The 25,772-nt window shown below is 41.3% G+C and carries 35 protein-coding genes; 12 read left to right on the forward strand and 23 right to left on the reverse strand.

The genetic code is table 11. The features are described 5' to 3' along the window. Positions 1 to 52 precede the first annotated feature (52 nt). From BMZ06_RS01625 to BMZ06_RS01640, 4 genes are all read right to left on the reverse strand, one after another. Positions 53 to 691 carry a pyridoxamine 5'-phosphate oxidase family protein gene (locus tag BMZ06_RS01625; protein WP_089749489.1) on the reverse strand — a complete coding sequence of 213 codons (639 nt, stop codon included), beginning with the start codon at positions 689 to 691 and terminating at the stop codon, positions 53 to 55. Between the two features lie 76 nt (positions 692 to 767). Beyond that, entirely contained in the window at positions 768 to 1,055 is a 288-nt protein-coding gene (locus BMZ06_RS01630) for a hypothetical protein (RefSeq protein WP_089749490.1), read from the reverse strand. Between the two features lie 224 nt (positions 1,056 to 1,279). Continuing rightward, on the reverse strand, positions 1,280 to 2,440 hold the full coding sequence (locus tag BMZ06_RS01635; protein ID WP_089749492.1) for an FAD-dependent oxidoreductase: 1,161 nt from the start codon (positions 2,438 to 2,440) through the stop codon (positions 1,280 to 1,282). Between the two features lie 50 nt (positions 2,441 to 2,490). Then, complete coding sequence (locus tag BMZ06_RS01640; RefSeq protein ID WP_089749494.1) at positions 2,491 to 3,351, reverse strand: AraC family transcriptional regulator; 861 nt, start codon at positions 3,349 to 3,351, stop codon at positions 2,491 to 2,493. Positions 3,352 to 3,685: 334 nt separating this feature from the next. Between BMZ06_RS01640 and BMZ06_RS01645 the strand changes: the two genes are divergently transcribed. Further along, positions 3,686 to 4,186 carry a DUF3231 family protein gene (locus BMZ06_RS01645; protein ID WP_089749495.1) on the forward strand — a complete coding sequence of 167 codons (501 nt, stop codon included), beginning with the start codon at positions 3,686 to 3,688 and terminating at the stop codon, positions 4,184 to 4,186. A gap of 43 nt (positions 4,187 to 4,229) precedes the next feature. Here BMZ06_RS01645 and BMZ06_RS01650 read toward each other — a convergent pair whose 3' ends face one another. Further along, a complete protein-coding gene (locus tag BMZ06_RS01650; RefSeq protein ID WP_089749497.1) occupies positions 4,230 to 4,568 on the reverse strand; it encodes a thioesterase family protein in 339 nt (112 codons plus the stop codon). Between the two features lie 171 nt (positions 4,569 to 4,739). After that, entirely contained in the window at positions 4,740 to 6,209 is a 1,470-nt protein-coding gene (locus BMZ06_RS01655; RefSeq protein WP_089749499.1) for a flavin monoamine oxidase family protein, read from the reverse strand. Between the two features lie 376 nt (positions 6,210 to 6,585). On the opposite strand from BMZ06_RS01655, the gene BMZ06_RS01660 reads away from it, so the two are divergent. Next, positions 6,586 to 7,359 carry a polysaccharide deacetylase family protein gene (locus BMZ06_RS01660; RefSeq protein ID WP_089749501.1) on the forward strand — a complete coding sequence of 258 codons (774 nt, stop codon included), beginning with the start codon at positions 6,586 to 6,588 and terminating at the stop codon, positions 7,357 to 7,359. A 21-nt stretch (positions 7,360 to 7,380) separates the two neighbouring features. Here BMZ06_RS01660 and BMZ06_RS01665 read toward each other — a convergent pair whose 3' ends face one another. The 7 genes from BMZ06_RS01665 to BMZ06_RS01700 form a co-directional block, all read right to left on the reverse strand. Next, positions 7,381 to 7,662: a hypothetical protein gene (locus tag BMZ06_RS01665; protein WP_245755925.1), complete on the reverse strand. Its 282-nt coding sequence runs from the start codon at positions 7,660 to 7,662 to the stop codon at positions 7,381 to 7,383. Positions 7,663 to 7,887: 225 nt separating this feature from the next. Beyond that, positions 7,888 to 8,334 (reverse strand): hypothetical protein, encoded by a 447-nt coding sequence (locus BMZ06_RS01670; protein ID WP_089749505.1) that lies wholly within the window; start codon positions 8,332 to 8,334, stop codon positions 7,888 to 7,890. Between the two features lie 80 nt (positions 8,335 to 8,414). Then, complete coding sequence (locus tag BMZ06_RS01675; protein WP_089749506.1) at positions 8,415 to 8,942, reverse strand: GNAT family N-acetyltransferase; 528 nt, start codon at positions 8,940 to 8,942, stop codon at positions 8,415 to 8,417. A 196-nt stretch (positions 8,943 to 9,138) separates the two neighbouring features. Continuing rightward, positions 9,139 to 9,597, reverse strand: a complete 459-nt coding sequence (locus BMZ06_RS01680) for an ASCH domain-containing protein (RefSeq protein WP_089749508.1) — start codon at positions 9,595 to 9,597, stop codon at positions 9,139 to 9,141. 41 nt (positions 9,598 to 9,638) lie between these two features. After that, positions 9,639 to 10,205 carry an SGNH/GDSL hydrolase family protein gene (locus BMZ06_RS01685; RefSeq protein WP_089749510.1) on the reverse strand — a complete coding sequence of 189 codons (567 nt, stop codon included), beginning with the start codon at positions 10,203 to 10,205 and terminating at the stop codon, positions 9,639 to 9,641. A 55-nt stretch (positions 10,206 to 10,260) separates the two neighbouring features. Continuing rightward, positions 10,261 to 10,674, reverse strand: coding sequence for an RDD family protein (locus BMZ06_RS01690; protein WP_089749512.1), 414 nt, complete (start codon positions 10,672 to 10,674; stop codon positions 10,261 to 10,263). A gap of 474 nt (positions 10,675 to 11,148) precedes the next feature. Beyond that, positions 11,149 to 12,015: an alpha/beta hydrolase family protein gene (locus BMZ06_RS01700; RefSeq protein ID WP_089749516.1), complete on the reverse strand. Its 867-nt coding sequence runs from the start codon at positions 12,013 to 12,015 to the stop codon at positions 11,149 to 11,151. 205 nt (positions 12,016 to 12,220) lie between these two features. Between BMZ06_RS01700 and BMZ06_RS01705 the strand changes: the two genes are divergently transcribed. The 3 genes from BMZ06_RS01705 to BMZ06_RS01715 are packed head-to-tail and all read left to right on the forward strand — an operon-like array spanning position 12,221 to position 13,498. Then, positions 12,221 to 12,793 (forward strand): DUF2975 domain-containing protein, encoded by a 573-nt coding sequence (locus BMZ06_RS01705; RefSeq protein WP_089749517.1) that lies wholly within the window; start codon positions 12,221 to 12,223, stop codon positions 12,791 to 12,793. 11 nt (positions 12,794 to 12,804) lie between these two features. After that, positions 12,805 to 13,044: a helix-turn-helix domain-containing protein gene (locus BMZ06_RS01710; protein ID WP_175477760.1), complete on the forward strand. Its 240-nt coding sequence runs from the start codon at positions 12,805 to 12,807 to the stop codon at positions 13,042 to 13,044. 10 nt (positions 13,045 to 13,054) lie between these two features. Continuing rightward, positions 13,055 to 13,498: a hypothetical protein gene (locus BMZ06_RS01715; protein WP_089749520.1), complete on the forward strand. Its 444-nt coding sequence runs from the start codon at positions 13,055 to 13,057 to the stop codon at positions 13,496 to 13,498. Positions 13,499 to 13,596: 98 nt separating this feature from the next. Here BMZ06_RS01715 and BMZ06_RS01720 read toward each other — a convergent pair whose 3' ends face one another. Both BMZ06_RS01720 and BMZ06_RS01725 read right to left on the reverse strand, forming a co-directional pair. Further along, on the reverse strand, positions 13,597 to 13,809 hold the full coding sequence (locus BMZ06_RS01720) for a hypothetical protein (protein ID WP_089749522.1): 213 nt from the start codon (positions 13,807 to 13,809) through the stop codon (positions 13,597 to 13,599). Between the two features lie 150 nt (positions 13,810 to 13,959). Next, positions 13,960 to 14,208, reverse strand: coding sequence for a hypothetical protein (locus BMZ06_RS01725; protein WP_089749524.1), 249 nt, complete (start codon positions 14,206 to 14,208; stop codon positions 13,960 to 13,962). Here BMZ06_RS01725 and BMZ06_RS01730 point away from each other — a divergent pair. The 3 genes from BMZ06_RS01730 (at position 14,202) to BMZ06_RS01740 (ending at position 16,252) form a co-directional block, all read left to right on the forward strand. After that, on the forward strand, positions 14,202 to 14,345 hold the full coding sequence (locus BMZ06_RS01730; RefSeq protein ID WP_245755932.1) for an ABC-2 transporter permease: 144 nt from the start codon (positions 14,202 to 14,204) through the stop codon (positions 14,343 to 14,345). The genes BMZ06_RS01725 and BMZ06_RS01730 overlap by 7 nt on opposite strands. A gap of 519 nt (positions 14,346 to 14,864) precedes the next feature. Beyond that, positions 14,865 to 15,170, forward strand: a complete 306-nt coding sequence (locus BMZ06_RS01735; protein ID WP_089749528.1) for a DUF3243 domain-containing protein — start codon at positions 14,865 to 14,867, stop codon at positions 15,168 to 15,170. A gap of 212 nt (positions 15,171 to 15,382) precedes the next feature. Then, positions 15,383 to 16,252 carry a DMT family transporter gene (locus BMZ06_RS01740; RefSeq protein WP_089749530.1) on the forward strand — a complete coding sequence of 290 codons (870 nt, stop codon included), beginning with the start codon at positions 15,383 to 15,385 and terminating at the stop codon, positions 16,250 to 16,252. A gap of 109 nt (positions 16,253 to 16,361) precedes the next feature. On the opposite strand, the gene codA is transcribed toward BMZ06_RS01740, so the two are convergent. Continuing rightward, positions 16,362 to 17,606, reverse strand: coding sequence for a cytosine deaminase (gene codA / locus BMZ06_RS01745; RefSeq protein WP_089749533.1), 1,245 nt, complete (start codon positions 17,604 to 17,606; stop codon positions 16,362 to 16,364). Continuing rightward, positions 17,603 to 18,859, reverse strand: coding sequence for a cytosine permease (gene codB, locus BMZ06_RS01750; RefSeq protein WP_089749534.1), 1,257 nt, complete (start codon positions 18,857 to 18,859; stop codon positions 17,603 to 17,605). Before codB ends, codA begins: the two co-directional genes overlap by 4 nt. A gap of 498 nt (positions 18,860 to 19,357) precedes the next feature. On the opposite strand from codB, the gene BMZ06_RS01755 reads away from it, so the two are divergent. From BMZ06_RS01755 to BMZ06_RS01770, 4 genes are read left to right on the forward strand one after another with little or no spacing between them, the layout of a single operon-like run. Next, on the forward strand, positions 19,358 to 20,293 hold the full coding sequence (locus BMZ06_RS01755) for an ornithine cyclodeaminase family protein (protein WP_089749536.1): 936 nt from the start codon (positions 19,358 to 19,360) through the stop codon (positions 20,291 to 20,293). Between the two features lie 15 nt (positions 20,294 to 20,308). After that, the gene (locus tag BMZ06_RS01760; protein ID WP_089749537.1) at positions 20,309 to 20,533 is read left to right on the forward strand and encodes a hypothetical protein; all 225 of its coding nucleotides are present in this window, start codon (positions 20,309 to 20,311) and stop codon (positions 20,531 to 20,533) included. 14 nt (positions 20,534 to 20,547) lie between these two features. Beyond that, positions 20,548 to 21,984 carry a sodium:solute symporter family protein gene (locus BMZ06_RS01765; RefSeq protein WP_089749540.1) on the forward strand — a complete coding sequence of 479 codons (1,437 nt, stop codon included), beginning with the start codon at positions 20,548 to 20,550 and terminating at the stop codon, positions 21,982 to 21,984. 12 nt (positions 21,985 to 21,996) lie between these two features. Further along, positions 21,997 to 22,563: a hypothetical protein gene (locus BMZ06_RS01770; RefSeq protein ID WP_089749543.1), complete on the forward strand. Its 567-nt coding sequence runs from the start codon at positions 21,997 to 21,999 to the stop codon at positions 22,561 to 22,563. A gap of 23 nt (positions 22,564 to 22,586) precedes the next feature. On the opposite strand, the gene BMZ06_RS21235 is transcribed toward BMZ06_RS01770, so the two are convergent. The 6 genes from BMZ06_RS21235 to BMZ06_RS21240 all read right to left on the reverse strand — a co-directional run bounded on the left by BMZ06_RS21235 (position 22,587) and on the right by BMZ06_RS21240 (position 25,653). Beyond that, on the reverse strand, positions 22,587 to 22,790 hold the full coding sequence (locus BMZ06_RS21235; protein ID WP_425431747.1) for a hypothetical protein: 204 nt from the start codon (positions 22,788 to 22,790) through the stop codon (positions 22,587 to 22,589). Positions 22,791 to 23,099: 309 nt separating this feature from the next. Next, on the reverse strand, positions 23,100 to 23,315 hold the full coding sequence (locus tag BMZ06_RS01775) for a hypothetical protein (RefSeq protein WP_089749545.1): 216 nt from the start codon (positions 23,313 to 23,315) through the stop codon (positions 23,100 to 23,102). Positions 23,316 to 23,501: 186 nt separating this feature from the next. Continuing rightward, positions 23,502 to 24,050 (reverse strand): flavodoxin family protein, encoded by a 549-nt coding sequence (locus tag BMZ06_RS01780; RefSeq protein WP_089749548.1) that lies wholly within the window; start codon positions 24,048 to 24,050, stop codon positions 23,502 to 23,504. 285 nt (positions 24,051 to 24,335) lie between these two features. Beyond that, entirely contained in the window at positions 24,336 to 24,704 is a 369-nt protein-coding gene (locus tag BMZ06_RS01785; RefSeq protein WP_089749550.1) for a VOC family protein, read from the reverse strand. 44 nt (positions 24,705 to 24,748) lie between these two features. Next, entirely contained in the window at positions 24,749 to 25,096 is a 348-nt protein-coding gene (locus BMZ06_RS01790; protein WP_089749553.1) for a VOC family protein, read from the reverse strand. Between the two features lie 263 nt (positions 25,097 to 25,359). Further along, positions 25,360 to 25,653: a TIGR04104 family putative zinc finger protein gene (locus BMZ06_RS21240; protein WP_089749555.1), complete on the reverse strand. Its 294-nt coding sequence runs from the start codon at positions 25,651 to 25,653 to the stop codon at positions 25,360 to 25,362. Between the last annotated feature and the right edge of the window lie 119 nt (positions 25,654 to 25,772).

The raw sequence follows: 25,772 nt of genomic DNA on the forward strand, positions 1-25,772 counted from the left end.
CCAATTTCTATCATTCAAAAACACGACACTGATAAATCTACTCAACTTCACTTTAATACAGGCGTTTCTTATAACTTTCTTTCAAATCTTCCTCTACCGATTCTTCAGTTATACTCCGTGTACTAGCATGAGCAGCCATTATTTTAGCAGCAGATGGAAGCTTCTCTGTTTTCGGCCAGTGCTCCGGTTCCCATAGTTTCGAACGTTTAAAGGCTTTCGCACAATGGAGGAAACACTCTTTCACTTCAACTCCTATACCCAACAATGGAGCTTTTCCTTGAACGGTCATCTTCTCAAGATATTCAGGGTCTCTCGTTATATAAGCTGTTCCGTTTACTCGCAAGGTTTCTCCCGTCCCTGGGATCATAAAAAGCAAACCCACGGATGGCTGCGATAATATATTTTGTATAGAATCCAAACGTTTATTGCCTTTTCTTTCAGGAATAATAAGCCTTGCAGAATCTAATACGTGGACAAAGCCTGGCTGATCTCCACGAGGAGAAGCGTCGCAATCTCCAAATTGGTTCACCGTAGAAAGAACTAAAAACGGAGAATGGTTCATAAATTCTATACAGTTTTGATCCAGGTAAGAAATTACTTTATTCTTAGCTAATCCCCCGGGATCACCTGCCACTTCACGCAGTTCAGCTATCGAATGGACGAGATTTTTGAAAGGTGGCTCGCTTTTCAAAACATTCACTCCCTGAGAGACTCGTATTTTAATAGATTCTGATCACAAGTGGTAGTTACAACTGTTTTATAAAGTCTTAAGAAGTAACAGAGGCATTTACAAAAGCTAATACCGCAAGGACAGAATACCAACCGATCGATCCTGCACTAATGGAAAGTACCATCACCGAGCCAATAGAAAGGAAACTCTTAGGCTGGCGCCTTTTCTTCACAAAAACATATCCGGAAAACAGAAGACTGAATAGCAGAAATGTGCCGAAGAATAAAAGCCAGAATCCGTTTAAGCGTATGGAATTCCAAAATAATGTTGTTGTTATAAAAAAGACATTACCGGCAGCGGCCAGAAGTAAGAGAAAAGCTCTCATTCGATCCTTCCTTTCTTTTTAAGAAGCGCCTGTTTCCAGTAATTTTGGACTATTTCCTTCAACTAGCTGCTTTAAAGCTTCGATTCGTTTAACCTTTTTTAAAGTGAGCAGTGAAATTAAGGTTACGAGAAGATGTGTTCCATAATGTTAGGTTTATTTTAACATTATTAACCAGCAAAAGCATAAACCTATTACCAATGTTCCCCACTAAAAAAAGCCGCATATCACTTTGGAATCCGGGCCCTGTTCATATTCACGAACTTCCTGATGATCGGAAGTACACTAATCCGCATCGTAACATCACGAATGAAGATCCTCCATCGTGTATCCGGGAGAAAGTAATGAGCAAATCTTCTTCCAGATGCCTGCGTTTTCATAACCTGCGGTTTTAAATCGACTTCGTACTTATCCAATGCCTGTGTTACGTCGTTATTCTCCTGCAAACAGCGCGCCAATACATAAGCGCCAGTCATAGCGAGAGACGCTCCCTGGCCCGCCATCAGTGAAACCGCCTGGCAGGAGTCTCCTGCCAGGACGACTCGCCCCTTGCTCCAGTGAGGCATGACCACCTGGGAAACCTCGTCATAATAAAAATCTGATGTTTCCTCTGCTTTATTGAGCAATTCCGGGACGATCCATCCCATATGTTTGAAGTGATTTTTCAACTCATCTTCAGCTTCTTCTCTAGATAAATGCTCCTCTTTTTTGGAAGATTTATATAAAAAGAACGTCGCTGACCGGTCTCCTCTGATCGGATAGACGGAAGCCTGGAGTCCCGGGGATGATAAGGAATAAAAAGCGTTGTTTAATTCCTTATTCATATTGGAATTTTCTATAATATATGCAGCTGTATCATACCCCATGTGCTTGATATAGTTCTGATGATCGCCAAATACTAAAGAACGCACGCGGGACCTTACTCCATCAGCTCCCACTACTACATCTGCAGTATCCCGGCTGCCATCGGATAATGTTACATGCACTTGATCGTCATCCTGCTGGATATCATCTATCGTTTCTCCAAATTTGAAATCGACCCGATCCTTCACCAGATCATATAAAACCTGCTCTAAATCTCCTCTCAGGAAGTTAAAATGGCGTCCATTAAATAAATATCTGAGAGAAGGGTAAGGAAGCTTGAACTTAAACTTGCCATCCTCGTTCAGAAACTCCAAACCTGAAATGGGATAATGGATGCGGCTAAGCTGATCCAGAATTTCCATTTTCTCTGCTACGTCATAGCCAGGTCCAAAAAAGTCCATCATATACCCTTCTGTTCTTAATTCTGAAGCCTTTTCTATGATCTGCACATCATTTCCATTCCTATTCAGCCAATAAGCCAAAGTCAACCCAGCGATACCTCCGCCTACAATAATGACTTTCATTACGCAAGACTCCTTTCTAATAGGTTTCTACTCGCTTAACGTTCCTTCATTTACTTTACCGGAATCCATATTTCTGAATAATAGTCTTTGCTAAAAGGATCATCCGCAGAATAGACCTCCAGATCTGGGGTTCCGGCATGTTCGTACCCGCTGGACGGAAACCATTCTGAATATATTTGCTTCCACACCTTCTGGATAGACAAAGGCATGGGACCATGTACTTCGAATACGGCCCATTTAGAAGCAGGCAGCTCCAGGTTTGAGAAATGTTCAGGCATCTCTCCTTTGTGAGCAGCTGCAATCCAATAATCCATCAGATTAGCCTGGACATGACTTTTATCCACACATACACCGAGAAGTCCCTGAATATCTCCATCATTTAATTTGTTTAACTCCTCAGACGTTCCATCTTCATTCACCTGCTCCCAAAGCTTAGGAATAACTCGCTGATTCTCTCCATTTTCGCAGGACAGCTCTCGCTTCATTCCCACTACTTGAATGGGACCTTTTTCTACCATGTGATATACCATAGGTTCTGCTCCTTTCACATTCACCTGGATCACCAGGCGGTTATAAGATTGCACCTTTCCTGTATAGCACTTCGCTTCTCTAGGTGTGATACCGTGCTGTTTTTTGAATGCTTTCGCGAAAGATTCAGGAGTGTCATATCCATACTTTAAGGCTATTTCGATCACTTTTAAACTGGTTTTGGAAAGTTCATGAGCAGCAAGCGTCAATCTTCTTTTCCTGAGATACTCAGCCACTGGTACCTCTGTCAAAAGTGTAAACATACGTTGAAAATGAAAGACAGACATATCAGCGTGGTTTGCGACTGCTTCAACCGAAATGTCCTCAAGGATATGGTTTTCCATATAATCAATCGACCGCTGCAATGAGTCAACTAACGTCATATGAATCACTCCCTAAGTCTATGTTAACCTGTAGCGATGGTGAAATCCTGTCTATTTCTGCTTGGATGGAACAGGTTTAGGAAAAGTTTTCTTCTATTATACCACCGCCAGTCTATCTCAATTGTAAAAGGCTCACGCTTCATTATGGTTTTTTATTAACTTAAAAAACCTTCCAATTAGTAAATTACTTCTGGGCCTAAAACTAAAAAGAGAACTGTTCCACACTTTGCCGGTTACCTTGCTCAAGCGATGCGATTTTTTTATAAAACAGTATAACGTCGATAGCACTATCACATAATACCCTTGAAAATACTTACACAGGAGTGAACTTTAAATGGGAATTCTGAGTGGTAGTCAACAAAAAGAACCGTTGCATTATGGTGAAGTGTTTAGTCTTTGGAGTTACTTAACCGCAGTTAAGGGAACTTCAGCAACGTATCAAACCCTTTACAACCATGCCGGAGACAAAGAACTGAAAAGACTTTTAGAAGAACTCGTACAAGGTATTAAGCAAGAATCGAGAGATATTGAAGATATCCTTAAAGCTAATGGTATTGTATTGCCTCCTACTCCGCCAGAACGTTCGGTTGCAGATTTAGAAGATATTCCCGTCGGCGCACGGATGAATGATCCCGAAATAAGTGCAGCTATTTCTCTGAACATTGCTCAGGGACTTGTTGCCTGCAGCCAAGCTATCGGCCAATCAACACGTGAAGATGTTGCTATGTTATTTGGCCAGTTGCATATGAATAAAGCGCAAGCTGGAGCTAAAGCTCTCCGATTAAACAAAGAAAAAGGCTGGCTTATCCTCCCTCCTATGCATAAGAGTAAGTAAAAACTAAGAAAGGCAAGCAGTCATCCTGCTTGCCTTTTCTTCATTATTTTCTTCCGATTCCAATTGTCCGTCCAGCCTGCTTGATATACTCTCCGTTATCCTGCGCCTGATAAATCTCATGAATGGTATCAGCTACGGGTCCCGGGAATGAAGCACCCCGGCCCTCCGTTTGATCAATTCCCATTAGCATCTCCTCTAAAGTGGCTACAAGATCGCCCGCCTGATTTTTCATCGTTCGTGCTGCTTCATCAAGAACAATGTGTTCGATAAAAGCGTCGGTAGCCAGGCTGAAAGCGCGGCTATATTCCGCATCATTCATGTACCCGTTATAATCAACCCATTCCGCCGGGACGGATTTACAGTAGAGAAAGGATGGTTTCATGTTTGAACGCTCCTTTAATAGTGAGTTTTCTCTGTCTCTTTCGGCCAATATTCCTGAACAAGATCATAAAGAAGAACGAGAAACTCATTTCGGTTCTGATCAAAGGCATAATGCCAGAAGTACTTGAACCAATGATCGCATCTGCTTTCGCGTGCCGATCAATTGCCCCGCTTAGGCTCTGTTATTTATTTCATAAGCGGTTCGTATTCCTGACTCTATCGCCCCTTCCAGCCACCCATGAAAGGATGAAGTATGTTCTCCGGCAAAATGTAATCTTCCTTCTGGCTGCCGGATCACTTCAGAAAAATCCTGCCCCTGTCCCGGAAGAAACAAGGTGAAAGCCCCGGCTGAATATTCATCCAATGACCAGTTATAGGAAAATGCTGTCATAAATTCCTGATAGACAATCTTTCCATATATTTTGGATAAGTCATTCAGCAATTCACGGACCATCTCATCGTGTGGGAGGCTGGCCCACAGAATAGCATCCTGCCCCCAACTGTAACTGGCCAGTAAAACGGCAGGTCCTCCTGTACCTATCCCTTGACTTGGAATATAAGAAAATCTTGAAGGTTGATCAGAGATGGCATTCCCCACTCCGGCCTTCTCCCAAAAACGATGTCTAAATTCAATCCCAATTTTAACAGCAGGCACATTGATAAGTTCCCGAATAATCTGCCATTTCTCAAACGATATCGAATGATAAGGGAAGACATCTATGAACTGAAAAACTGGAAAAGGAACCGTAACAATTCCGTAGTCTCCCTCATAATGATGCCATGTTCCGCTAACCCGGTCTCTCGCCTGTATCCTTACGCCCTGGGAACTTTGATAAATTCTCTCAACTTTTCTGTTCAGGCGGATCTCATGTAAAAGCTCTGGTACGAAGGAGTAAGGAAGACGGTCATTCCCTCCCTCAATTTCAAAGAAACGCTCACTCTTACCAAAGATCGGATAAATAATATCGGTCAAAATATCTACAAAGGAAAACTCCGGAAAACCTTCAAGACCTAACATGACACCGATACTCCTGATAGTATAGGTGGATAATGGCTTTCCAATCGGATTAAATTCAAGAAACTCCCCCATGGAGTAATGGGCGTACTCCGCTTTTAACCGCTTCTGTTCTTCCGGGGAACTGTTGGAATAGAGGTCCAGAAATGGTTGAACCGCCTCCAGAAATAGATTAGTGGCGGTTCTGCCTTTTTCATTATCATTGACAGGGAATTGCAAGATATCTGGATTTTCCTCATACACTTTTCTTGTGGTAAGTACGTTATTAACGTATATCAAATCCACTGGAGAGGAGTTAATGAAAGGATGAAGCGGCAGCAGGTATCGTCTACTGTATTCCAGCACTAATTCATGGTTATCCGGGATTCTCATGGCGCCAACATCTATATAATTTCCAGGGGTAAACGGTTTTCTTACCGTATATACTCGCCCTCCGATCCGGTCGCTGCCCTCTAATAAGGTTACGTGATGTCCCGCTCTTTTTAACAAAGAGGCGGCAACAAGACCAGCCATCCCGGCGCCGATAATCAAAACCTTTTTCGAATAGTCTTTTCTTTCTAACCCGTTTTTTATGATAGAAAGCATTTGATCAGGATAGTTCAATACCTCATCAGTCCGTACAGTCATACATCTTCCACCTCATTTAATACATGTATATTAAATAAAGAGGGGCAATATTTGCGCCAGCATATCTCAAAACTTCTTTCGGTTAAATATGAATAAGTAAAGATCTATTTCGTGGAATATTTTTTGAGTCATTCATCTCTTGCCTTACCAAACATAATGTTGTTAGAGGAGTCTGGTCAATATAAGTCGGCTCTAATCATAACCAAAGGTTTAATTCATCTGTAGGTATAATCAACCTAAAAACTGCTTCGTATAAAATGTAAGAAGAAAATCATAATAGAAAGGAAGCTAAAGTCCTGTGTTCTGCGCTTTTTAAGTGCAGCGGTTGGTTAGTTAGAGAAAGGATCAAAAGGCGTGCGAAAGGAAAGGTTATTTCATGTTAGATCGAATTTTTGTTTTATTAGCAGCCACGTTGCTTTCCCTTATGAGCTTTACCACGCTTTCCAGTGCCCACCCGGCTCATTACCCATTACAAACCGAATTCCCTGACCATATGCTCTATCAGGGTCAGATCGAGGGTAAAATGATAGCTCTTACGTTCGACGATGGTCCAGACCAGCAGTACACACCTGAGATATTAGATATTTTAAACGAACACAAGGTGAAAGCCACCTTTTTTTTAATGGGATCCCGTGTGGTTAAGCATCCTGATGTTACAAAGCGAATAGTCAACGAAGGGCACGCGATTGGGAATCATACGTACTGGCATCCGAATCTGGCTGAAGCTGATATTCATCAAATGGAATGGGAAATTAATCATACTAATAATCAAATATATCAAGCCACCGGGAAAACCACCCAATGGTTTAGAGCCCCCTATGGCGCTTTAAACCAGCAGCAGGTATTGAGCCTCGGATTTTTGGGATATAAGGGGATAGGCTGGTCTATTGATACAGAAGATTGGAAAGGGCCGGGCAAAAAAGCAATAACCCGGCAAGTTATCAATAATGTGCACCCCGGCGCGATTATTTTAATGCATAATGCGGGCCACTGGACGCAGGATTTAAGTGGTACTGCAGAATCTCTCGATGAGCTGATTCCCCTGCTTAAAAGAAACGGGTACCAATTCGTTACGATCCCGCAGATGTGGCAGCTTAATCATCACGGTCAAATTTCTTCTAAGCAAGCAGATGAGCGACCATTAAAATAGTAACGTTGTTATACTTGATCTTTAACCTATGTAGATATCTTTAAATTCCTTAATTGTTGTTCTTTCTTTATTCAGTGTCTCTTTCATTTTCTTGCCACACTTTTCACTGCAAAGAGCGAACATCGCGTCGGCTCCATCCTTTTTAGCATCAGAGCCTGCGGCCGTTACAATTATAGGAACACTAGTATTCCGAGTCTCTAACCACAATTGAGTGATGGATCCTTCCTGATCTGAATAATCTACACCTTCAGCAAATTTAACACTTAAACCAAATACAGGATGATTTTCTTTAATTTTTTTCATGCACCAAGAACATCTCAACATAAGATCACGTCCTTACCTATAATAGATTTGGATCCAAAGGATAATGTTGCCGTACTCTTGTTATAAAGGTCAATGAATTATCAGACCTCTTCTCCTATAATTATAAACAAACCATCAAGGTACACAACCATTCATTAAACGAGATTAAAAAACCTTGATCAGCTGAATGATCAAGGTAGAACTTTTAGTATTGAATTATTCCCATTAATAAGTGCCTGCTAAAATACTCTGTATATCATTCAAGCTTGACATTAACGTTATGGTGGGGTAAATCATAAGAAACAATACAGCGAACAAGACGATCCTCTTTTGTTTTCCCCGGTATAACTCCTTAATGATCAAAAGAGGCACGGCAAAGATCGATGCGAAGAATAAGAGGTAATCCTGCTTCAGATACCCTACCCTGTCTACCAGCATATCGATATGCCATTCCTTATAGTCAACTGGATGAAAGTTGATCTTCTCTTCTTTTAACCCCAACAAATTATGAGACTGCACGAGAACTGTTTCTTCTTTCTTCTCAATGATTTCATATCCCAGAGGCGCATAACCGATCTGATAGGCCATGATGTAGGACATCACAAAAGCTATGATCATAAATAAAACATTGAGGAGAAAACCTCTAATTTTACTTAGTGTCTTTTCACTCATACTCCCTCACCACGCTCCACGGAATGTTTCCTTTTAAATCGCAACCTGATACCTTAATGATATCTGACCACTCCTAATGTTTAATATTTCGTAATGTACGTTAGCAGATCTCTAATGTCCTTCCATCCATATACCACTTCATCCAGCGTTTTACCGGACACTTCAATCTCCGTAGTATCTATTTTCTCTGCTCCTAATCTTTCATAGAAGAACCGTGAATTATTATCTGCCAATACGAAGACGAGCATAGAATGAATATTCATCTTGTTTAATTCGTGAATAATGGGCTCTAACAACCGTTTCCCCACTCCGCTTCTTTGATGCTCTTTTAACACATATATGGCATATAGTTCACCTTCATAATCGGGGTAGTTTCTCGATCTTTCCTGCCCACCGTTTGAGAAACCTATAATATTCCCTTCACGATTTTCAGCTACATAAACAAGCTGTTTCGTGATCATTTTCTTCCATTTCTGCGCTCTATTTTCGTAGGTCATGCTTGTTAAATATTCCTCAGGAACGATATGTTCGTAGGTGGAACGCCAGCTATCGACTTGAACTCTTGCCACACCCTCTGCATCCGTTATAGTTGCTCTTCTAATCTTCATTCTTCACATCCTTATTTTTACACTTTTTGGACAGAGATTACTTAACAATTAGTTCAAAATTATGTAATAGACTCAATTATATTATCTATTAGCGATGAAGGAATTACGATCTAATCTGGTTTCTATTCTCCTTTCCTTACTGTTCATCCGGAAAAGGGGGACTTAATGTGTCCTGAGCCAAAAGCACATAACATTCTTATTTCTTATACAGCAGTTTTAACTTTTCACAAACCACTGGAATTTTATAATGAAAGTCTTGATTTATCTCTTCCAATTCTTTTCGAAAAAAGGATTCATGAACGTCGCGCCAATATCTTAATGTACGGTCCCCTTCACCTTCCATAAAGGCATGTTCTTCCGTAACTTCATCAAACGGAACAACTTTTACGGAAGTGGTTTCCATGATCGCCATGGCTTCTCCATCACCATTAAGAATAATATTGTGAAGACCCTCGGACGGTAAGGCTTCGTTTTCCCATTCGTAGATGGTGTAGTTCGATGAGGTGGCGGTCTTTTTTCCTTCCAGAACCAGCTCTGCCAGTTGATCAGCCATTTCTTTGGAATCGCCAAAAGCCCACGCTTCATAATGGTCTGGTGCATGTGGGTGTGTTTTACGATAGTCTTCCCACAGCTGAATGATTGAATCTTTAGCCATCGCAATAGCCCTCCTTCTATATTAAATACTTTTAGTTAAACTTATAAACGGATGCTCTTTATTTTTTTAGTGATTAATTGTACAAGAAATTCGTATCCTTCTTCGCCAAAATGAAGACCATCATTTTTTATACCTTGCAATTTAACTGGATAATCCTCTAAAGAAATCATCTGATGAAAGAAATCTATGAAATGACATCCTGTGTCTTTCGCTACTTCTCTGACGGCAGAAGCGTATTGATATAAGACTTCATTTGTTCTTGCCTTTTGAACTTTTTCATCAACAGGAGCAGGCGAGATTAAAATGGTTTTCTCAGGACTGATACGCTCCACAATTTTATACAGATTCTTTTGGTAGAGATCAAGAGGAACATTTTTATGAAAAGCAGCGTCGTTCGCACCAAAAAAGACGGTTACTCCGTCTGGCTTATGGATCATCACATCCCGTTCCATTCTATCCAGCCCGTCTACGGTGTTATCTCCCGATACACCTGCATTAATAACTTCATATTGATTCAATTGTTCAGCGAGTTTCGTTGTAAGCATAGGCTCTTCAAAGCCTTCTTTCCTCGCTGTTAAACTATCTCCAAAACACACCAGGGTTTTCATAGAATTCTCCTTTCCCGCGGTCTTACAGACTACCTTAATCATTATTCCCCATATCTTATTTACACCGTTTGCATGAACATTCCACTTCTTTCACGATGGTTTCTGAATAACGGTCATGCGGCATAAGAGCCCCTTCTTCTAATTGAAATCCTTTCCTGTCCTTCAAGTAATCTAAACTGCTTATGAAGTCACGATAAGCCATACGCTTCACGATTTGTCCGGACATTGGCCTGCCTCCTTCTTGCTTTTCCAGTTTTAACCCCAATGCTTGATACCCAACGGTCGAGCCGCAGGTTTTTAACTGGGCATACTCTAGAGACCACATCACCAAAGTTGGCGTAATTAAAGCATGAAACGCTTCACTTTTCACTTTCTTCCTGAGCAGTTTTTCTACACCAAAGGTTACGGCTGTAGAAATAGCAAGGTCTATAGCGAACGCAGCGCTTCTCTTTTTTGTCACCGATTCCATACCTTGTTCCTCCTCGAGTAATAATAGATACCATGTACTAACGATTTCACGCATTGAAAAGTTTCATAAAAACTTTCTCCCCCCAAAATATGCCACCTCAGGTCATCCATAATATGGATGACCTGAGGTGGAATATTTTGGGTTTCAACTGTTTTGTTCTTTATTTCCAGCATTCAGGTGAACAACCTCCTTTTATAGCGATACAGGTAATCCATCTTCAACTCGTCTGTAAACGTCACGATAGCAGTGTAGAGAACCTCTTTCTTTCACACGTTAGCGATATACATATCGGCAATATCCGCTTCGCTATTGTATCTATGTTGGGGTAAGTGCATCTTGTTGTTCCCCCTGAGTCCGGCTTTTTCCTGACTGGCTAAGCCCACACGTACTTCCATAAACGTCCGTACGAAAACCAGCGTACCCCTTAGAATTAGATACTGTTTTCGAATGCTAACCCTCTCTATTTCATATGTTTTACTCATTAATATGATGCTGGAACCACTGGTCCGTTTTATCGGTGTACTCCTCCACATAGCTGTTCAGAAGATGCTGTCCGTCTTCATATTCCACATATTCATAATGGGCATTTTCTCGCGAAAGCTTGCTGCTTAATTCTCTTGCCTGTCCGACGGGCACTCTCCAATCATCTTCTCCATGCATGATCAGAAGAGGGACATCAAGCTGATCCGGCCAGTACACAGCGGAACGTTTTTTAAAAGCATCCCTATTTTCCTCTGGATCCCCAACGAGTTCGTCTAACATTCCCCGCACGACAACTCTTTCCTTATAAAAGTTAAATAGATCCGTAATCCCTCCTACGACGGCAGCCGCTTTAATATCTACTCCTTCTTTTATAGCGAGATATGTCATCATTCCTCCTCTGGATAGTCCTAGCATAACCTTATTCTCTACATCAACATTTGGGAGTTCTTCAGCTGCCTGAACGAGATTCAGGACATCATTCACATCCGCTCCTCCAAACTCTTCCTTGCCTTCCCCGCCATCATTTCCACGATATTGGGAAGCTAGCACTACGTACCCTTTCTTCGCCCATAAAGATAAGTATGTAGCAAGTAGCTTCTCATCAATCTCTCCATATTCCTGATTCCCGCCCCGATTAAAGATCAATAGAGGAAGATCTTTTTCTATCTCTTTGGGTCTGACCATAAACCCTGTAACTTCAAGTCCATCACTTCGATAGGTAATTTTGTAGGTTTCTGTAGTTCTAGAATGCTTTGTTTCTGGCACCTCGATTATTTCGTTACTTAGAATGATATCATGGTTGTCTGTTTCACACCCGACGAGCAGTAAGATAATTACAATAAACAGCAGCTTCTTCATTTTACTCCCCCTCTTTTAGATGAATCCTTCTAAAATAGATACGAAACCATGCAAAAAACGTTTCAACTAATAGGACTTTCTTCCAACCATTTATTCAATAAATATTTATCGTTTTTCAATAAAAAGTTATTGTAAATTATATATAGGTGTCTTATACTGAGTTACAGAAAATCCATACATATTCTTACATAAGGGGAAATTTATTATGAATTTAAATCTGTTTTACAAGCTCGGCTCGATCCTATGTATAACCCTATTTTATTTCGTATCACTGACCGGCCTATTCGCGATAGCAAGCCATATCGGTTACCTGTACTTTCCAAACAGCGCTTTTACCGATTCTCTTGGCTCCTTTGACCCCATTTACTCTTACTTAGTCTTGAATTTTGAAGAACAACCCGATCTTTATGAAAAAAAGTCTTTCCTGCAGTTATCTTTCTTGAGTGAATTAACTACGATTCTTTTTGCGGCCGTCTTTCTCTGGTTAATGCACAAGTTTTTAAAAACGCTCGATCAGGAAGGCCTATTTACTTATAAAAATGTATCCATTTTGACAAAGCTAGGCCTTACCATCGGCATTTTAGGTACAGGGTTTACCTATACAAGTGAACTACTTACCTCAAAAGCCGTAGAGGAATTAGAGATAACGAATGCCTCTGTCCATTATTCCAGTTGGTTTTTCATAGATACCCTTATTGGAGGCATCATCCTGATCATTATCGCAAGTGCTTTAAAAACGGCTGTCCATGCCGTTAAAGAAAACAAACAAACCATTTAAGGCGGTTTATTATGATCCGAATTAAGCTAGACGTAGTCATGGCTCAAAGGAAAATTTCACTAAATAAATTATCGGAGTTAGTAGGGATTACGGCTGCCAATTTATCCATCTTAAAAAATGAAAAAGGGAAAGCTGTTCGCTTTTCAACTCTGGACGCTTTATGTAAAGCATTGGATTGTCAGCCCGGTGACTTAATGGAGTATATAGAAGATGAATCAAACGGTAAAACTGAGCAATACATTGAAGAATAGGTGGGATTCTATGAAATTAGCTTGGCCTGTAACAAAAAGAAAAAGAATAAACGATTATATTGAATCCCACAAACATAATGTGTTTGAGCTCAGTCTCCTATTAGTAGGAAATGCATCGGTTGCTGAAGAAATTTCCGCAAATGCTTTTCTTCAAGTCTGCCGACAAACAGGAGATCATCGAACTCTTCACCAAAACCATCTCCCTCTTTACGCAAAAGTTGTCCACCTTGCAGAAGGGTATGTGAAACAAGTAAAACAGGCAGATCTAGACCTGGAAGGTGGACACGAGGATAGCTGGGATATGCCGTTATCCAAAGAGAGGAAGTTGTTATATGAGGCTTTGATGGGCTTACCGATGAGAGATCGAGTCATCCTCACATTAAAACACACTTGCTCGCTTTCGACGGAAGATGTTCAGAAAATATTAAATACTGCATACGCACAGATCGAATGAGTACAAATTCAGTATAGAAGAGTAGAGTTATCAAAAAAGAGGTGATTAACTTAATAAAATAATCACCTCTTTTTGCTGCCTGCAATATATTTAGATGGTCAACTTTCGCCCTCTTTCTTACTCTGCTCCACTTGTTTCTGAGCGTGCGAAGTCCGGATCATACTCGGAACCCCCGCCGCTATACTCACTAGTAAACTCCACATCACATAACGCCATTCCCCGGTATAGAATGATACTCCGATGAAAAAGAGCAACTGGCCCACCAGCGCAAACCACGAAGCTATCCAGGCATATTTCAAATTTTCTTTCATTCTGTACCTCCTTTATTTCAAGCGTGTAAAACAGTTAAAAGAACGGGCATACTTTTTTAATTGACTGTCTTTGTTGGGGAGTCAAACTTATTCTGTCTGGTAAGCCAATATCTTCGATTTAATGAATTGCCGAAATCTTACCTTGTTCATTCATATTAATTCTTTCAGTAACATTCCCTGCCATGACTCTCCGACCTTCGTCCATTCCACTTCACCTTCGAAGCAATATACATCTTTTTCTAAATCATCTACTTTTTTAATTTGAACCTCTTTCGATTCTAATTGATAGTCATTTCCTTGAGCGCTTGGCAGCCACATCAGCATATAATTTTGATCGATAAACGTTTCATGGTTATCTTCTTGAAGGAGAAGCTTTTTTGCCCATGATTTTAATGTCATCATCCGCTCTTGAAGTCTTGAAGCGCGAAGCGAAATCCGGGTGGAATAAATATGTATTAGCCCTGCCAGTAAAGCGAGAAAACGTGGTACAAAGCCATTACAATTTCTTCTCTCTCCTACGAACACAGGCTTGTTGATCGCCTGTACAGGTTATGCCATCGCTCAATTTGTAGTAGAGCAGCCCCCAGGGAACGCGTACACGCATTCGTTAATGAATATCATTGGAATTATGCCTATTCAGGCACTTCAGGGTCGGATCTGCTCTTTTCGTCAAGCTTTATGGTCATTACATTCCTATTGTTCGCTCTCTCTTATATGAGCTCTATCCAAACCCAAACTTTTTCAAAACAGCCCCCTATTATTTCTTATTTTATTCTTGTACGTAAAAACAGGTACAAAGTTCCACCTTTTTACATTTTTTAAGAAAATACTTCCAACTAACTATTAGCAGAGGCAAAAATATAAGAAATTAGGAACCTCAAAATCTGTTTAAAATACTTTATTTTCTAAAGCTAATATTTCCCTTCGTTCAACCCGTCTAAAAAACAGATTTCAGCCCCTAATCAAAGGTCGAGCACATCCAAGCCTCTATAAACGTTTATATAAATTCTTCACGGGAACAGTATTGTACAATAATAAAAAGGAGGATTTTTACAATGGCTGGAAAAGATCCGAAACATGCAGCAGCACAGATGAGTGAAGACAAAAAAGATGACATTATGAAAAGCTTCGAATCGTTCAAGGATTATTTAGGAGATCAAGTTAACAAAGGTGAAAAACTGGGGCTTGGCTCAGAAGGTCTTTCTAAAGGAGCTAAACGCGTAGCGGATTACCTTGCTAAGCATGAAGAACCCCGCAACCGCGAAGAGAAAGTCCTCAATGAACTATGGGGCGTAGCAAACAAAGAAGAGCGTGAACACATGGCTCATGTACTTGTTAAACTTGCTGATCAAACCAACTAATATAGTAAGAGTAAGGCCGGCTCTCTGGCTCAGAGAGCTGGCTTTTTTATGGGTAAAAAGGAGGGGCATCCGTAACAAGAAACGTATTCATTGTCCTGTCTTTCGTTGGTATTTAAAAAAAATTGTAGTATAACGTTTAGATGGGCTCTTCTTATGGAATACACATGAGACATCAATTATAATTAACAACATTTGTAAATAGGAGGGTGTACATGAGATATGGTGGTATAATCTTAGTTATGACAGCTGCAATCCTTTGGGGTATAACCGGGGGAATCGCTGATATATTAATGAATAAAGGCTATAGTCCTTCCATTATTTCGTTTTATCGTGGAGCCGTAGGGCTTGTATGTGTTTTAATTTGGTTTCTTCTTCGCGCCAAACAAAATTTCCCAACTTCTTCAACCGTGTATTTATGGTCGATTCTTGCGGGCCTCGGCGTAGCAGGTAATTTCACCTTTTATTTCCTGAGTATTGAAGCGTCCAGTATCGCTATTGCAGCTACATTAATGTACACCGCACCAGTATTTGTCCTTTTAGTTTCATTTCTTCTAAGAATAGAACGCTCGAGCTGGTTAAAATGGGGATGCATTGCTGGCGTAATTGTCGGAATTATCCTGCTTACAGGAGCATATAACACCGGTTCTTCTTCTGTAACCCTATTAGGCGCGGGTGCAGGACTTGCTGCCGGTATATCTTACGCCGTGTTTATTTTCGGTTTTAAAAATGCTTCCAATTACGGTAAGCCGCAGACCGTACTAACCCTCGCTTTCCTGGCATTTACTGCCTTGCTTTTACTATTCATTGACCGTCAAGCAGCTTTTTCTGTTCTCACTTCAGGTGATTTATGGTGGTTTATCCTGCTCGGGCTTATCGGAGCAGGGATATCTTTTGTTCTTTATGTAGTCGGCGTTCGATGGACAGCTCCTTCGACGGCTTCGATGATCGCCATGATCGAGCCGGTGACAGCTTCCTTGTTTGGTGTAGTAGTTCTAGGGGACAGCCTGTCGTTTGTTCAGCTTATTGGCATGGTTCTTATTCTGGCCACCATTACATTCTTAAGTGTGAAGAAGTCTGGCTAAAGACTTTCAAGCCCTATAAAACTTTTGGAATTGCGTTAGGCTCCTTACATGATAAGACTGATCTGTCTTTCATGTGGAGGAGCCTTTTTAAAATCTTCTAAACTATACGTTATTTTTCATTGAAATAAAGAGACGTCTCACTTGGTATCGTTTCCGATAAAATCCTTCCATGACGGATAGAGTACCGGACAACTGCCTGCTTTCTGACTGCTTCATATTCATCCTCAGCGTCGAGAATAATAAGATTGGCTGGACGCCCAGGCTCAAGACCATACTCTTCCTTCAGATTCAAGATGCGGGCACTATTTTCCGTGATAAAATCCATGCCCTGTTTGATCTGGTCATATCCCATCAGGTGAGATAGGTGAAGTCCCATATGAAGAACCTGGAGCATATTTCCCGTTCCAAGCGGATACCATGGATCGAAAATGTCATCATGGCCGAACCCGAGGTTAATGCCGGCTTCATTTAATTCTTTCACGCGTGTTAATCCTCTGCGCTTAGGATACGTGTCAAAACGTCCCTGCAGATGAATGTTAACGAGCGGATTCGCAATGATATGAATTCCCGACATCTTGAGCAAGCGGAACAGTTTGGACGTATAAGCGTCATTATAGGACCCCATGGCAGTTGTGTGACTTGCGGTCACTTTGTCTCCCATACCTCTTTCTAACGCTTCCGTTGCGACCATTTCCACAAACCTCGACTGTTCATCGTCAATTTCATCACAATGCACGTCGACAAATCGATCGTATTTCTCAGCGAGGTCAAATGCGATTTTCAATGATTCCACGCCATACTCACGTGTGAATTCAAAGTGAGGGATGGCACCGACTACGTCCGCTCCGAGTCTTAAAGCTTCTTCCAACAGCTCCTGCCCGTTGGGATAAGAAAGGATTCCCTCCTGAGGAAACGCTACGAGCTGCAGATCGACGTCTTCTTTTACTTCTTCCCGCACCTCTATGAGAGCTTTTAAAGCGGTCAACTCTGGATCGGTAACATCGACATGGGTGCGGACATGTTGGATGCCATTTGCAATCTGCATAGAGAGCGCCTGCTTCGCTCTTTGCTTTACATCAGCTTCGGTGAGCTTATCTTTTCGCTCGGACCAGCGCTGAATGCCTTCAAACAGAGTTCCGCTTTTGTTCCACTCTGGATCTCCAGCGGTTAATGTAGTATCCAGATGAATATGAGGTTCCACGAACGGAGGGATCACGAGTGATCCACCTGCGTCAATCATATTTGAATCTTCCTCGCGGATGGGTTCTTGCGTGATCTCCTGGATCACTCCATGGTCGATCCGTAACGACCATAAGCCTTCTTTTCCACGAAGTTTCGCTTGTTTAATTATCATGCAACTTCTCCTTCTTCGATCTTATTATGGGCTGGCTGCTCGGCAAATTTAGAGGTAACCGTGTAAATAAGAACAGAAGCAATCACGGCATTTACAGGAGCGATGCCCGGTACCCATTGAGCAGCCGCAACACCTGCCGCCCAGGCGATGATCCCTGTCCATCTTACCTTTTTGAAACTCTGCTGTTCAAAAGCAGCTGTACGTTCACGTCTATATAGATAATAATCGATTAAAATGATCGCTCCAATGGGAGGGATCGCGGAACCAAGCATGGTAAGCCAGCCGACGAAGTTGTTATACAGCCACATCGCCGTCAATGTTCCGATGACACCGTTGAAAATAACCACTTTGTTTTTAGTGATTTTCGTGATGCTTGAGAATCCCAGTCCTGACGCATAGAGTGCATTATCGTTCGTTGTCCAAATGTTTAATCCCAGTACCAAAATGGCCGGAATGATCAGTCCCTGCGTAAACATAACTTCCGAAATGTCCGCATTTCCGGTCGCCATCGCCCCAATAGCACCGAATAAAAACATGAGAGAATTTCCAATGAAGAAAGCGATGACCGTACTTGTAACCGCTGATTTCTTCGTTTTTGAAAAACGGGTGAAGTCAGGCGTAAGCGTACCAGCGCTGATAAAGGAGCCAATGCAGATCGTAAGCGCCGCTGCTAGTCCGAGTGATTCAGAAGGATTATGCTGCAGCAGCTGTTCGAACCCGCCCATACTTTCAGTCGCTTTGAAAACAGAAAAGCTCCCTAAAATTGTAATCATCGGAACAGCGATGAAACTGAGAAGCATCAGAGCTTTCATCCCGAAAAACGCAGTCGCTGTCATCAATATTCCGGATCCGGCGATCAGCCAGATCATATCGATACCGGTTACTTTTTGCACCGGCAAAGCGAACATAACCACGCCTACACCGAACCAGCCGACCTGCGTTCCGCCAAGCAGCAGGGAAGCAAGGTAAGAGCCTTTTTCACCAAAAGCATAGCGGCTCAGCAAGTGAGTGGATAAACCGGTTTTCGCAGATACATAAGCAAGTCCGCCCGTGTACGCCCCGAGAATAAGGTTCCCAGCTAAGACCACCGCCATGAATTGAACGAAAGTTAACCCTGCACCAAGCGTACCTCCTGACCACATGCTGGCGGAGAAGAAAGTAAGGCCCATCATCACCATCAACATCTTCCAAAATCCTTGTCGCTCAGACTGAGGCACAGCCGTTAATGCAAAATCACCATGTGTCGTTTTCATATTTCATTCCTCCAGTATCTTTTAGTAAGACACCGGTACCGGGAGCGAAAAAGATCGCAGACAAAAAGGCTTCCTGCCGTTTTCATCCGACAAGAAGCCTTAAGATTCTGCATGAAAAAGGCATGGCACTCTTGCGATGAGCGCGCACGTTTTCCACCGATCTTTCTTTAAACGCTGTCCTTGTCAGCCTCACGGGACTGAATTAAAGGTACCAGTATGTTGTTGAAGATAGTATGACAAACTTCAGGAAGGATTGTCAACTGCTTTTAAGGGAAACACGGGATGGTAATTTCAAATATCCATTCTTATTTTTCAATGGAAACCTACTTAACAGTGGGACTAAGGATTGGAAATGCAGGTATCGACGCTTCCTGATTGACCACCGCTGCCCAGACATAAGATGACTGTTTTATAAACAAAACTCACAACTTAAAAACGTTTTCACTTTTCTGAAAAATTTGTTAATATATGTGGTAATTAATCAAAGGAGGGGGAAATATGGAAGTTATTTCGGCTGATGAAATTACAAAGAAATTCTCCATGAAAGAAACCATGGACAGCATTGAAACCTTTTATTTAGAAAAAGAAAAAGCCTACATTTCACCAGACCGTATGCACATTGAGGACGGAGATAATACCGCATTACTCATGCCGGCCTTTTACGGAGGTTATTATGCGACGAAATTGGTCGGCGTCGCTCCTAACAACTCACGTCTAGGAAAGGATACGATCCACGGGTTAATGGTTCTGTATGACCGAAAAACGATGGTGCCTTTATTTATGTGTGACGCTATGGCCATTACCTCTTTAAGGACAGGTGCCCTGGGTGGTCTTGGAATGAAGTATCTAGCCAGGGAAGATGCTAAAACCTTAGGTATCATAGGGACAGGAACGCAAGGCTGGAGTCATTTGCATTCGGCCCTTGTGGCCAGGGATATAAAGCATGTACATATTTTTAACCGAACAGAAGAGAAAGCGTACCAATTTAAGTCCAACGCTGAAAAAGAGTTCCCTGACGTAAGTTTTACAGTTTCTTCTATAAACGAACTAGTTGAACACTCAGATATTGTTGTAACGACTACGACCTCTACCACCCCTGTTCTCCCTGAACTAAGCGTTTCCGATTGGAAAGGCAAACTGGTCGTAGGTGTGGGCTCCTTCCGACCTTCGATGCAGGAAATATCTGATCAAGTATTGAGTGAAGCTGATGAAGTGTATGTAGATAAGGAATCTGCCCTCCGTGAGTCAGGAGATATGATTCGTGCAGAGAAGTTACGAACCGATACAGAAGCAGCCTGGGATCTTGAAGAAATTATAACAAACAATCACCATCCAGAAGATTTGGAGAATAAAACGATCGTCTATAAATCTGTCGGAGCTGCGATTTTTGACTTGGTGGTTGTCCAATCTATTTATGAACGGCTTTATAAGTAAGAATGGAGGGATATAATGAGGAAACTTACCCGTAAAAAATGGAAGGATCCTGGAATTGTTATGGTTATCCTTCTATCCTTGATCGCGTTGATCGTCTGGATTTGGTGGCCGACCGATACGTATTTGGCTGGTATATCTTTAGCAGGATGGGCCATGTTTGTTTGCTTTTTCATATGGTTAGCTTTAACCGTCGCTTACGTCGTATGGATGGAAAAATTAGAAAAGAAAGAAGTTGAGTAAAGGAGTGAGCATTTATGCAGATAATGGAAACAATTATATTAGCGATCTATTTAATTATCATGACAGGTATAGGAATTTGGTTTGCTAAGCAGGCTCATTCCTCTGAAGGAGATTACTGGACGGCTGGCGGTAAAATTAACAGCTTTGTAGGTTCGTTCGCCTTTTTCGCAGCCGTCGCAAGTTCGAGCTCCTTGATGGGAGCGGTAGGTTCTGGAGTAGCACTCGGTGTTCCGTTTTTGCTCGCCTACGGGTTTGGTGCCGTAGCCATTCCTTCCTTTGCGATGTTCTTAATTTCCGGACAGATTAGAAGGACAGGCGTAAAAACACTGCCTGAGTTTTTCAAGCATCGGTACGGCAAGTCCGTGCAAATTGTTGCGGCAATTCTAGTCGTACTTAGTATGACCTTCTACATGATTCCGCAGCTGACAGCTTCCGGTCTCATTGGTTCGTATGTGCTAGGTATTGATTATGTGACAGCGGTCATTATTCTAGGATTGGGCTTTACCTTATACGCGGCTCTTGGCGGCATGTGGGCGATTACATATACAGACTTAATCCAGGGGGCCGTTATGGTCATTGGAATGTTCGTGTTAGCTATTATTATATTAATGGATCATGGTGGCGCTGGATCGCTCATTCAAGATGCATTAGCTGTTGATCCACAATTCGGCTCGATTACTCAGCCCTGGATGTCCTACTTTGGGTTGTTTATTGCGTTTCTGTGGTTCGGTGTCGTTTCCCCTTCCGCTGTTATGAGGAACTTTGCAGCCCGCGATGCAAAGACAGCCCGTCGATCTGCGTTAGGTGCCTGCTTTCTTTATGTGACCGTATTTATCTTCGGATTTGTCATTGCTTCTGCCGGAGCAAGTTTAGGGATCGCAGACACTTTAAACAACCAGGATATGATTTTTATCTCTGTGATTGAGCATTACATGCCTGCTTTATTAGCCGGGATTATGTTAGCAGGTTTACTGGCAGCCATCATGTCTTCTGCAGATGCCATGCTCTTAGCGGTAGCAGCAGGAATTGCTCACGACATTTACAAAGAACATATCAATAAAGATGCTTCAGAAAAAACAGTCACACGGCTTGGTCTTGCCGTGATGATTCTCGCTAGTATTGTAGGGATTATTTTTGCTATCGATCCACCACAGTTAATTGCCGTCATGGTAGGGTGGGTAAGCGGCGCGATGTTATCCGCATTCGGCTTCCCGCTTGTGCTAGGATTATGGTGGAAACGGGCGAATACTCCAGGAGCCCTGGCAGGCATGGTCGGCGGGACCGTCACTTTTATCATTATGGCCCTACTCCCTTTCGCATTAGTTTCCGAACACCTCGTATCTGCACCCGTTTCCGCTATTTTAACCGTGGTAGTCAGTTTAATGACGGCTCCTCCTTCTGAGGCTAAGCAACAAGAGGTAGACCATTATCACATGAATTTAGACGCATAAGTAGGTGACGATATGAAGGTCAGCATTATAGGAGAAGATCATTTACCTGAAGAAGATCTGGCGAAGCATATGTACAGAAGTTTGAAACCTTCCTTGAAATGGAACCGGCAGTTGAATGAAGAGAGCCTGAATCGAGGGATTGTCAAAAAAGAAAAGGTATATCATCCTATGTGGACGGTAAAGCTGCTTGTCATCGCAGACAGAAAACCTTTTCCTCCTAAGAAGAAACCGAATATGGCTTTTGTAGATGCTCTCTCTGGTTATCGTGGATTATTCACAAGTGTGCCGCCTATAACAGCCAGAGAAGTATCTCAGGCAAATGTACAAAGGGCGGATATAACCAAACAGGAATTGCTGGACAAGTACGTGATCGATGTCCAGGATAAACAAATTAATAGAAGCTATATATTAAAAAAGCCAAGGTATGAAATTAAAGAAGCAGAACTTGTGTACTTGCCTTTATGGAGAGTTGAAGTAGATACAGACTTCCTATCCAAAACCTTTGTTATCAACGGAAACACCGGGGAGCCAGAAGATTTATTATACAAATTGAGGGAAACCGGCGAGTGGAAATTGTAAAGGAAAGCCTAAGCATTCGATGCTTAGGCTTTTTTACTTAAAATCCTTGAGCAACTGCTATTCATATCGGACTGCTCTACTTCAAGCTCTACAGCTAATTGTATAGAAATCTCCGTATGCGCAGCATGAAACGTTTTTACCACCCGATAACGGCCTGAACTTAGAGAGAATGATCCTAAATCTATTTGCTGGATAAAGGTGTTTTGAGACTCGAGTCGATAACCAATAGAAGATCTATCTTATGAGAAGCAACAGGTTAAATACCCAAAATATCCCACCTCAGGTCATCCATATTATGGATGACCTGAGGTGGGATATTTTGGGGCAAAAGAGGTTGCTGAATACCAAGATGCCTTATTTATCTTTAATACTTTAAAGCGTGTTTACACCAGAGCAGTATTGTATTACAATTTGTATTGAACACACTTTCTCACGTTTCTAACCAATTTTGTGAGAATATGTAGAAAAAGACCATGCCGATCAAGGACTCCACCTGTAAAAGGGAAGTCCTTGATTTTTTTATGGAACATGACCACTTACCTGCGTATCGGGATTTTATTAGATTTGGCTAAGGATTTATCAGAATCCCCTTCACCGCTCAAATATGTACAGATCTTAGTTAGTTGATGAAAGATACCTAATAATACACCTAAAATAGCTCCCAGCAATAATGTGTTTCCAAACCCTTCCGGAATAATTCCGAGAAAGAACGCAGCGCCTAAGCTGATGAGCATATACATCACAACAATCATGACATTCCTCCTTATGAATACAAAATAAATTAACTAACCCCGTATTCAAATTTTGGATTCACTTGTAAATCGTTCAGTGAAAATCCACTACCCCTTCAAAGACTTTTCCTTACTGGACCTAACAATGAGGTATTCCCGCTTCCCATATGCATTTGTCTCCTTCTGCCCAAAAGCCCTGGACATAATTCAGCCCCTATTCATCAAACTCTTATTAATTGCTTTCGCATACTCTATAGATTTCTCATCCTTCAAGACATCCAAAGGTTTCACACCATTTCCTAAGATATAGTCAATGAAATTCAAATTCATGAATTCACAGATATACTTAAATTGCTGAACGAGAGGCAGACCTTTGATTCGTGGTTCATCTCCTCCCACGGCTGTTAAATACACATGCTTGTTCGCCATGGTCTCTTTAAAATTTGGAAATTTATCATCTCTTGCTGTTTGAGACCAACGATCAATAAAGGTTTTCATGACACTGGACATCCCGTACCAGTAAATCGGCGTAGCAAAAATCAGTACATCGGCGTCGATCATCTTCGAAACAACGCTATCATAATCATCTTCTACGTTATCAAACCCTTTTTTATCATGTCTTTGATCGATAATGTGGTTCATCTGGTAATCTTTTAAAAATATTCTGTTGACCGATAAATCTCCTATAACGGTTTCTGTTAATAATTCTGTGTTTCCTCCATCACGCGTTCCTCCATAAAGTACGACAATGTTCAATCCAGTCACCTCATCCATAATTTTATTCATTATAGGTTATCGACCACAAATGCTTCAAGAGGTTTAAAACCAATAAACATTAATACATATCTTACCTATGTTTCATCCATCAGTAAAACAGATATCTATGATGATACCGATTAGTATTTTCGATTAAGTAATTAAAAGGATGTTAGTGAGTGGCTAACATCCTTTTAAACACACGCGTCCCTATAGAAGACGCAGGTGATGATGCTGTAATGAAATAGTTTGATAATATCCTAAGAGAAGCAGGACTCCTAACATTTAACACTGACACACCATCAACATATTTCCATCGGGATCTTTGAAAACAAAAAAGTGATCATGCATGACCTCCGTCACGAGCTCAACACCCTGCTCTTTCAATAATTGATAAGAGGCATGAATATCATTCGAACTGAATTGAATAGCCGGCACGTTCAAGGTAGGCAATTCACCATTTTCCCCTCGCCACATCGGCATCTCATCAAAAACTAAATCTGTTCCATTCATATCTGCTACAAAAAGATGTCCAAACTGTACTTCTTCTCCCTTAATTCCCAGCACATTTTCGTACCACTCTTTTGCTTTTTTAATATTTTCTACGGGGATAAATACAGTATTCACATGTTGATTAATTGGACTACTAGCCATTCGTTCCCCTCCTATTCCTTCTTCTCTTATACCTGTAAGTAAAGTCATCCGGTCGTACACACGAGCAGTCTATTGCCTTCCGGATCATAAAAATGACACCCATACAATTGACCACCAAAGTTTTCAATCTCTTCTACTTTTACATTCTTTTCTCTCAGTTTCTTTTGGGTCAACCCAATATCATCTGTTTCAAAAAGGAAAGGCGAATATGGTAAAGAAGTGAGCTCTTTCACTTGAGCCTGCAATAGAATGAACGAAGGGCCGTTCATTTTAAATTGCAAGAATCCTTCTCCTTCAACTTCGACCTCAAAATCTAAAACATCCTTATACCATTCTTTCGTGCTTTCAAAGTTCACCAGGTGAATAAAACAGCTACTAACTTGATTTTTCATGAAGCAAACTTCTCCTCTCTACTTTGATTAACGAACGTCATAGTTGAAGAATGATTTATGTATTACTCTTGGAGGTTTACTTTTATGTAGTATAAAACAAAAATGAGGTTCTTTTTACCTTTTCTGACTTCCTAACGTTTAATTTTCATGTCAATTATTTCAAGATATTCTGTGAAGGGCAACTATCCTATCTCATTAAAAAAGAAGCTTACCCTCTACGGTAAACTTCCCTGTGCTTACGATAATTCCTCAAGTTCATAAGTTTATTGTCCTAACTTAACCTGCTTATAATTAGTCACAAAAGGACTAATGAGCATACCTAATACAAATATAAATAAACCTGCCACTATGGTGAAAAACGTATTGTCGAAAGGTGTTAAAAACAACCCGAATACAAGGAATGGAACAACACTTACAAGCGTTACTTTAAACCTGGAAGGAAAATCCATTGTATGTTCACAACCGCATTTTCTGCAGGAAATTAAACCATAAAGCAAATTTCTATTTAAGATTTCACCCCACTGAAACTCGGTATGGCAACATTCACAACTAGTCATATCAAAACACCACCTTTAAAACGCTTTCTTTCCACCATCATATCAGATGGAATCATCTCCCCACATCATAAAGACTGGTTTCCAGATATTCCTTACCTACAACCTTATTAATAGAATCA

The organism is Halobacillus alkaliphilus (genome assembly GCF_900113125.1).
Lineage (GTDB): Bacteria > Bacillota > Bacilli > Bacillales > Halobacillaceae > Halobacillus > Halobacillus alkaliphilus.

What these genes read in the sequence shown, in the direction of transcription:
- BMZ06_RS01630 (WP_089749490.1), bottom strand. Translation starts at nt 1,055, where the DNA reads ATGAGAGCTTTTCTCTTACTTCTGGCCGCTGCCGGTAATGTCTTTTTT.
- BMZ06_RS01635 (WP_089749492.1), bottom strand. Translation starts at nt 2,440, where the DNA reads ATGAAAGTCATTATTGTAGGCGGAGGTATCGCTGGGTTGACTTTGGCT.
- BMZ06_RS01640 (WP_089749494.1), bottom strand. Translation starts at nt 3,351, where the DNA reads ATGACGTTAGTTGACTCATTGCAGCGGTCGATTGATTATATGGAAAAC.
- BMZ06_RS01645 (WP_089749495.1), top strand. Translation starts at nt 3,686, where the DNA reads ATGGGAATTCTGAGTGGTAGTCAACAAAAAGAACCGTTGCATTATGGT.
- BMZ06_RS01650 (WP_089749497.1), bottom strand. Translation starts at nt 4,568, where the DNA reads ATGAAACCATCCTTTCTCTACTGTAAATCCGTCCCGGCGGAATGGGTT.
- BMZ06_RS01655 (WP_089749499.1), bottom strand. Translation starts at nt 6,209, where the DNA reads ATGACTGTACGGACTGATGAGGTATTGAACTATCCTGATCAAATGCTT.
- BMZ06_RS01660 (WP_089749501.1), top strand. Translation starts at nt 6,586, where the DNA reads ATGTTAGATCGAATTTTTGTTTTATTAGCAGCCACGTTGCTTTCCCTT.
- BMZ06_RS01665 (WP_245755925.1), bottom strand. Translation starts at nt 7,662, where the DNA reads ATGAAAAAAATTAAAGAAAATCATCCTGTATTTGGTTTAAGTGTTAAA.
- BMZ06_RS01670 (WP_089749505.1), bottom strand. Translation starts at nt 8,334, where the DNA reads ATGAGTGAAAAGACACTAAGTAAAATTAGAGGTTTTCTCCTCAATGTT.
- BMZ06_RS01675 (WP_089749506.1), bottom strand. Translation starts at nt 8,942, where the DNA reads ATGAAGATTAGAAGAGCAACTATAACGGATGCAGAGGGTGTGGCAAGA.
- BMZ06_RS01680 (WP_089749508.1), bottom strand. Translation starts at nt 9,597, where the DNA reads ATGGCTAAAGATTCAATCATTCAGCTGTGGGAAGACTATCGTAAAACA.
- BMZ06_RS01685 (WP_089749510.1), bottom strand. Translation starts at nt 10,205, where the DNA reads ATGAAAACCCTGGTGTGTTTTGGAGATAGTTTAACAGCGAGGAAAGAA.
- BMZ06_RS01690 (WP_089749512.1), bottom strand. Translation starts at nt 10,674, where the DNA reads ATGGAATCGGTGACAAAAAAGAGAAGCGCTGCGTTCGCTATAGACCTT.
- BMZ06_RS01700 (WP_089749516.1), bottom strand. Translation starts at nt 12,015, where the DNA reads ATGAAGAAGCTGCTGTTTATTGTAATTATCTTACTGCTCGTCGGGTGT.
- BMZ06_RS01705 (WP_089749517.1), top strand. Translation starts at nt 12,221, where the DNA reads ATGAATTTAAATCTGTTTTACAAGCTCGGCTCGATCCTATGTATAACC.
- BMZ06_RS01710 (WP_175477760.1), top strand. Translation starts at nt 12,805, where the DNA reads ATGATCCGAATTAAGCTAGACGTAGTCATGGCTCAAAGGAAAATTTCA.
- BMZ06_RS01715 (WP_089749520.1), top strand. Translation starts at nt 13,055, where the DNA reads ATGAAATTAGCTTGGCCTGTAACAAAAAGAAAAAGAATAAACGATTAT.
- BMZ06_RS01720 (WP_089749522.1), bottom strand. Translation starts at nt 13,809, where the DNA reads ATGAAAGAAAATTTGAAATATGCCTGGATAGCTTCGTGGTTTGCGCTG.
- BMZ06_RS01730 (WP_245755932.1), top strand. Translation starts at nt 14,202, where the DNA reads ATGTCATCATCCGCTCTTGAAGTCTTGAAGCGCGAAGCGAAATCCGGG.
- BMZ06_RS01725 (WP_089749524.1), bottom strand. Translation starts at nt 14,208, where the DNA reads ATGACATTAAAATCATGGGCAAAAAAGCTTCTCCTTCAAGAAGATAAC.
- BMZ06_RS01735 (WP_089749528.1), top strand. Translation starts at nt 14,865, where the DNA reads ATGGCTGGAAAAGATCCGAAACATGCAGCAGCACAGATGAGTGAAGAC.
- BMZ06_RS01740 (WP_089749530.1), top strand. Translation starts at nt 15,383, where the DNA reads ATGAGATATGGTGGTATAATCTTAGTTATGACAGCTGCAATCCTTTGG.
- codA (WP_089749533.1), bottom strand. Translation starts at nt 17,606, where the DNA reads ATGATAATTAAACAAGCGAAACTTCGTGGAAAAGAAGGCTTATGGTCG.
- codB (WP_089749534.1), bottom strand. Translation starts at nt 18,859, where the DNA reads ATGAAAACGACACATGGTGATTTTGCATTAACGGCTGTGCCTCAGTCT.
- BMZ06_RS01755 (WP_089749536.1), top strand. Translation starts at nt 19,358, where the DNA reads ATGGAAGTTATTTCGGCTGATGAAATTACAAAGAAATTCTCCATGAAA.
- BMZ06_RS01760 (WP_089749537.1), top strand. Translation starts at nt 20,309, where the DNA reads ATGAGGAAACTTACCCGTAAAAAATGGAAGGATCCTGGAATTGTTATG.
- BMZ06_RS01765 (WP_089749540.1), top strand. Translation starts at nt 20,548, where the DNA reads ATGCAGATAATGGAAACAATTATATTAGCGATCTATTTAATTATCATG.
- BMZ06_RS01770 (WP_089749543.1), top strand. Translation starts at nt 21,997, where the DNA reads ATGAAGGTCAGCATTATAGGAGAAGATCATTTACCTGAAGAAGATCTG.
- BMZ06_RS01775 (WP_089749545.1), bottom strand. Translation starts at nt 23,315, where the DNA reads ATGATTGTTGTGATGTATATGCTCATCAGCTTAGGCGCTGCGTTCTTT.
- BMZ06_RS01785 (WP_089749550.1), bottom strand. Translation starts at nt 24,704, where the DNA reads ATGGCTAGTAGTCCAATTAATCAACATGTGAATACTGTATTTATCCCC.
- BMZ06_RS01790 (WP_089749553.1), bottom strand. Translation starts at nt 25,096, where the DNA reads ATGAAAAATCAAGTTAGTAGCTGTTTTATTCACCTGGTGAACTTTGAA.
- BMZ06_RS21240 (WP_089749555.1), bottom strand. Translation starts at nt 25,653, where the DNA reads ATGACTAGTTGTGAATGTTGCCATACCGAGTTTCAGTGGGGTGAAATC.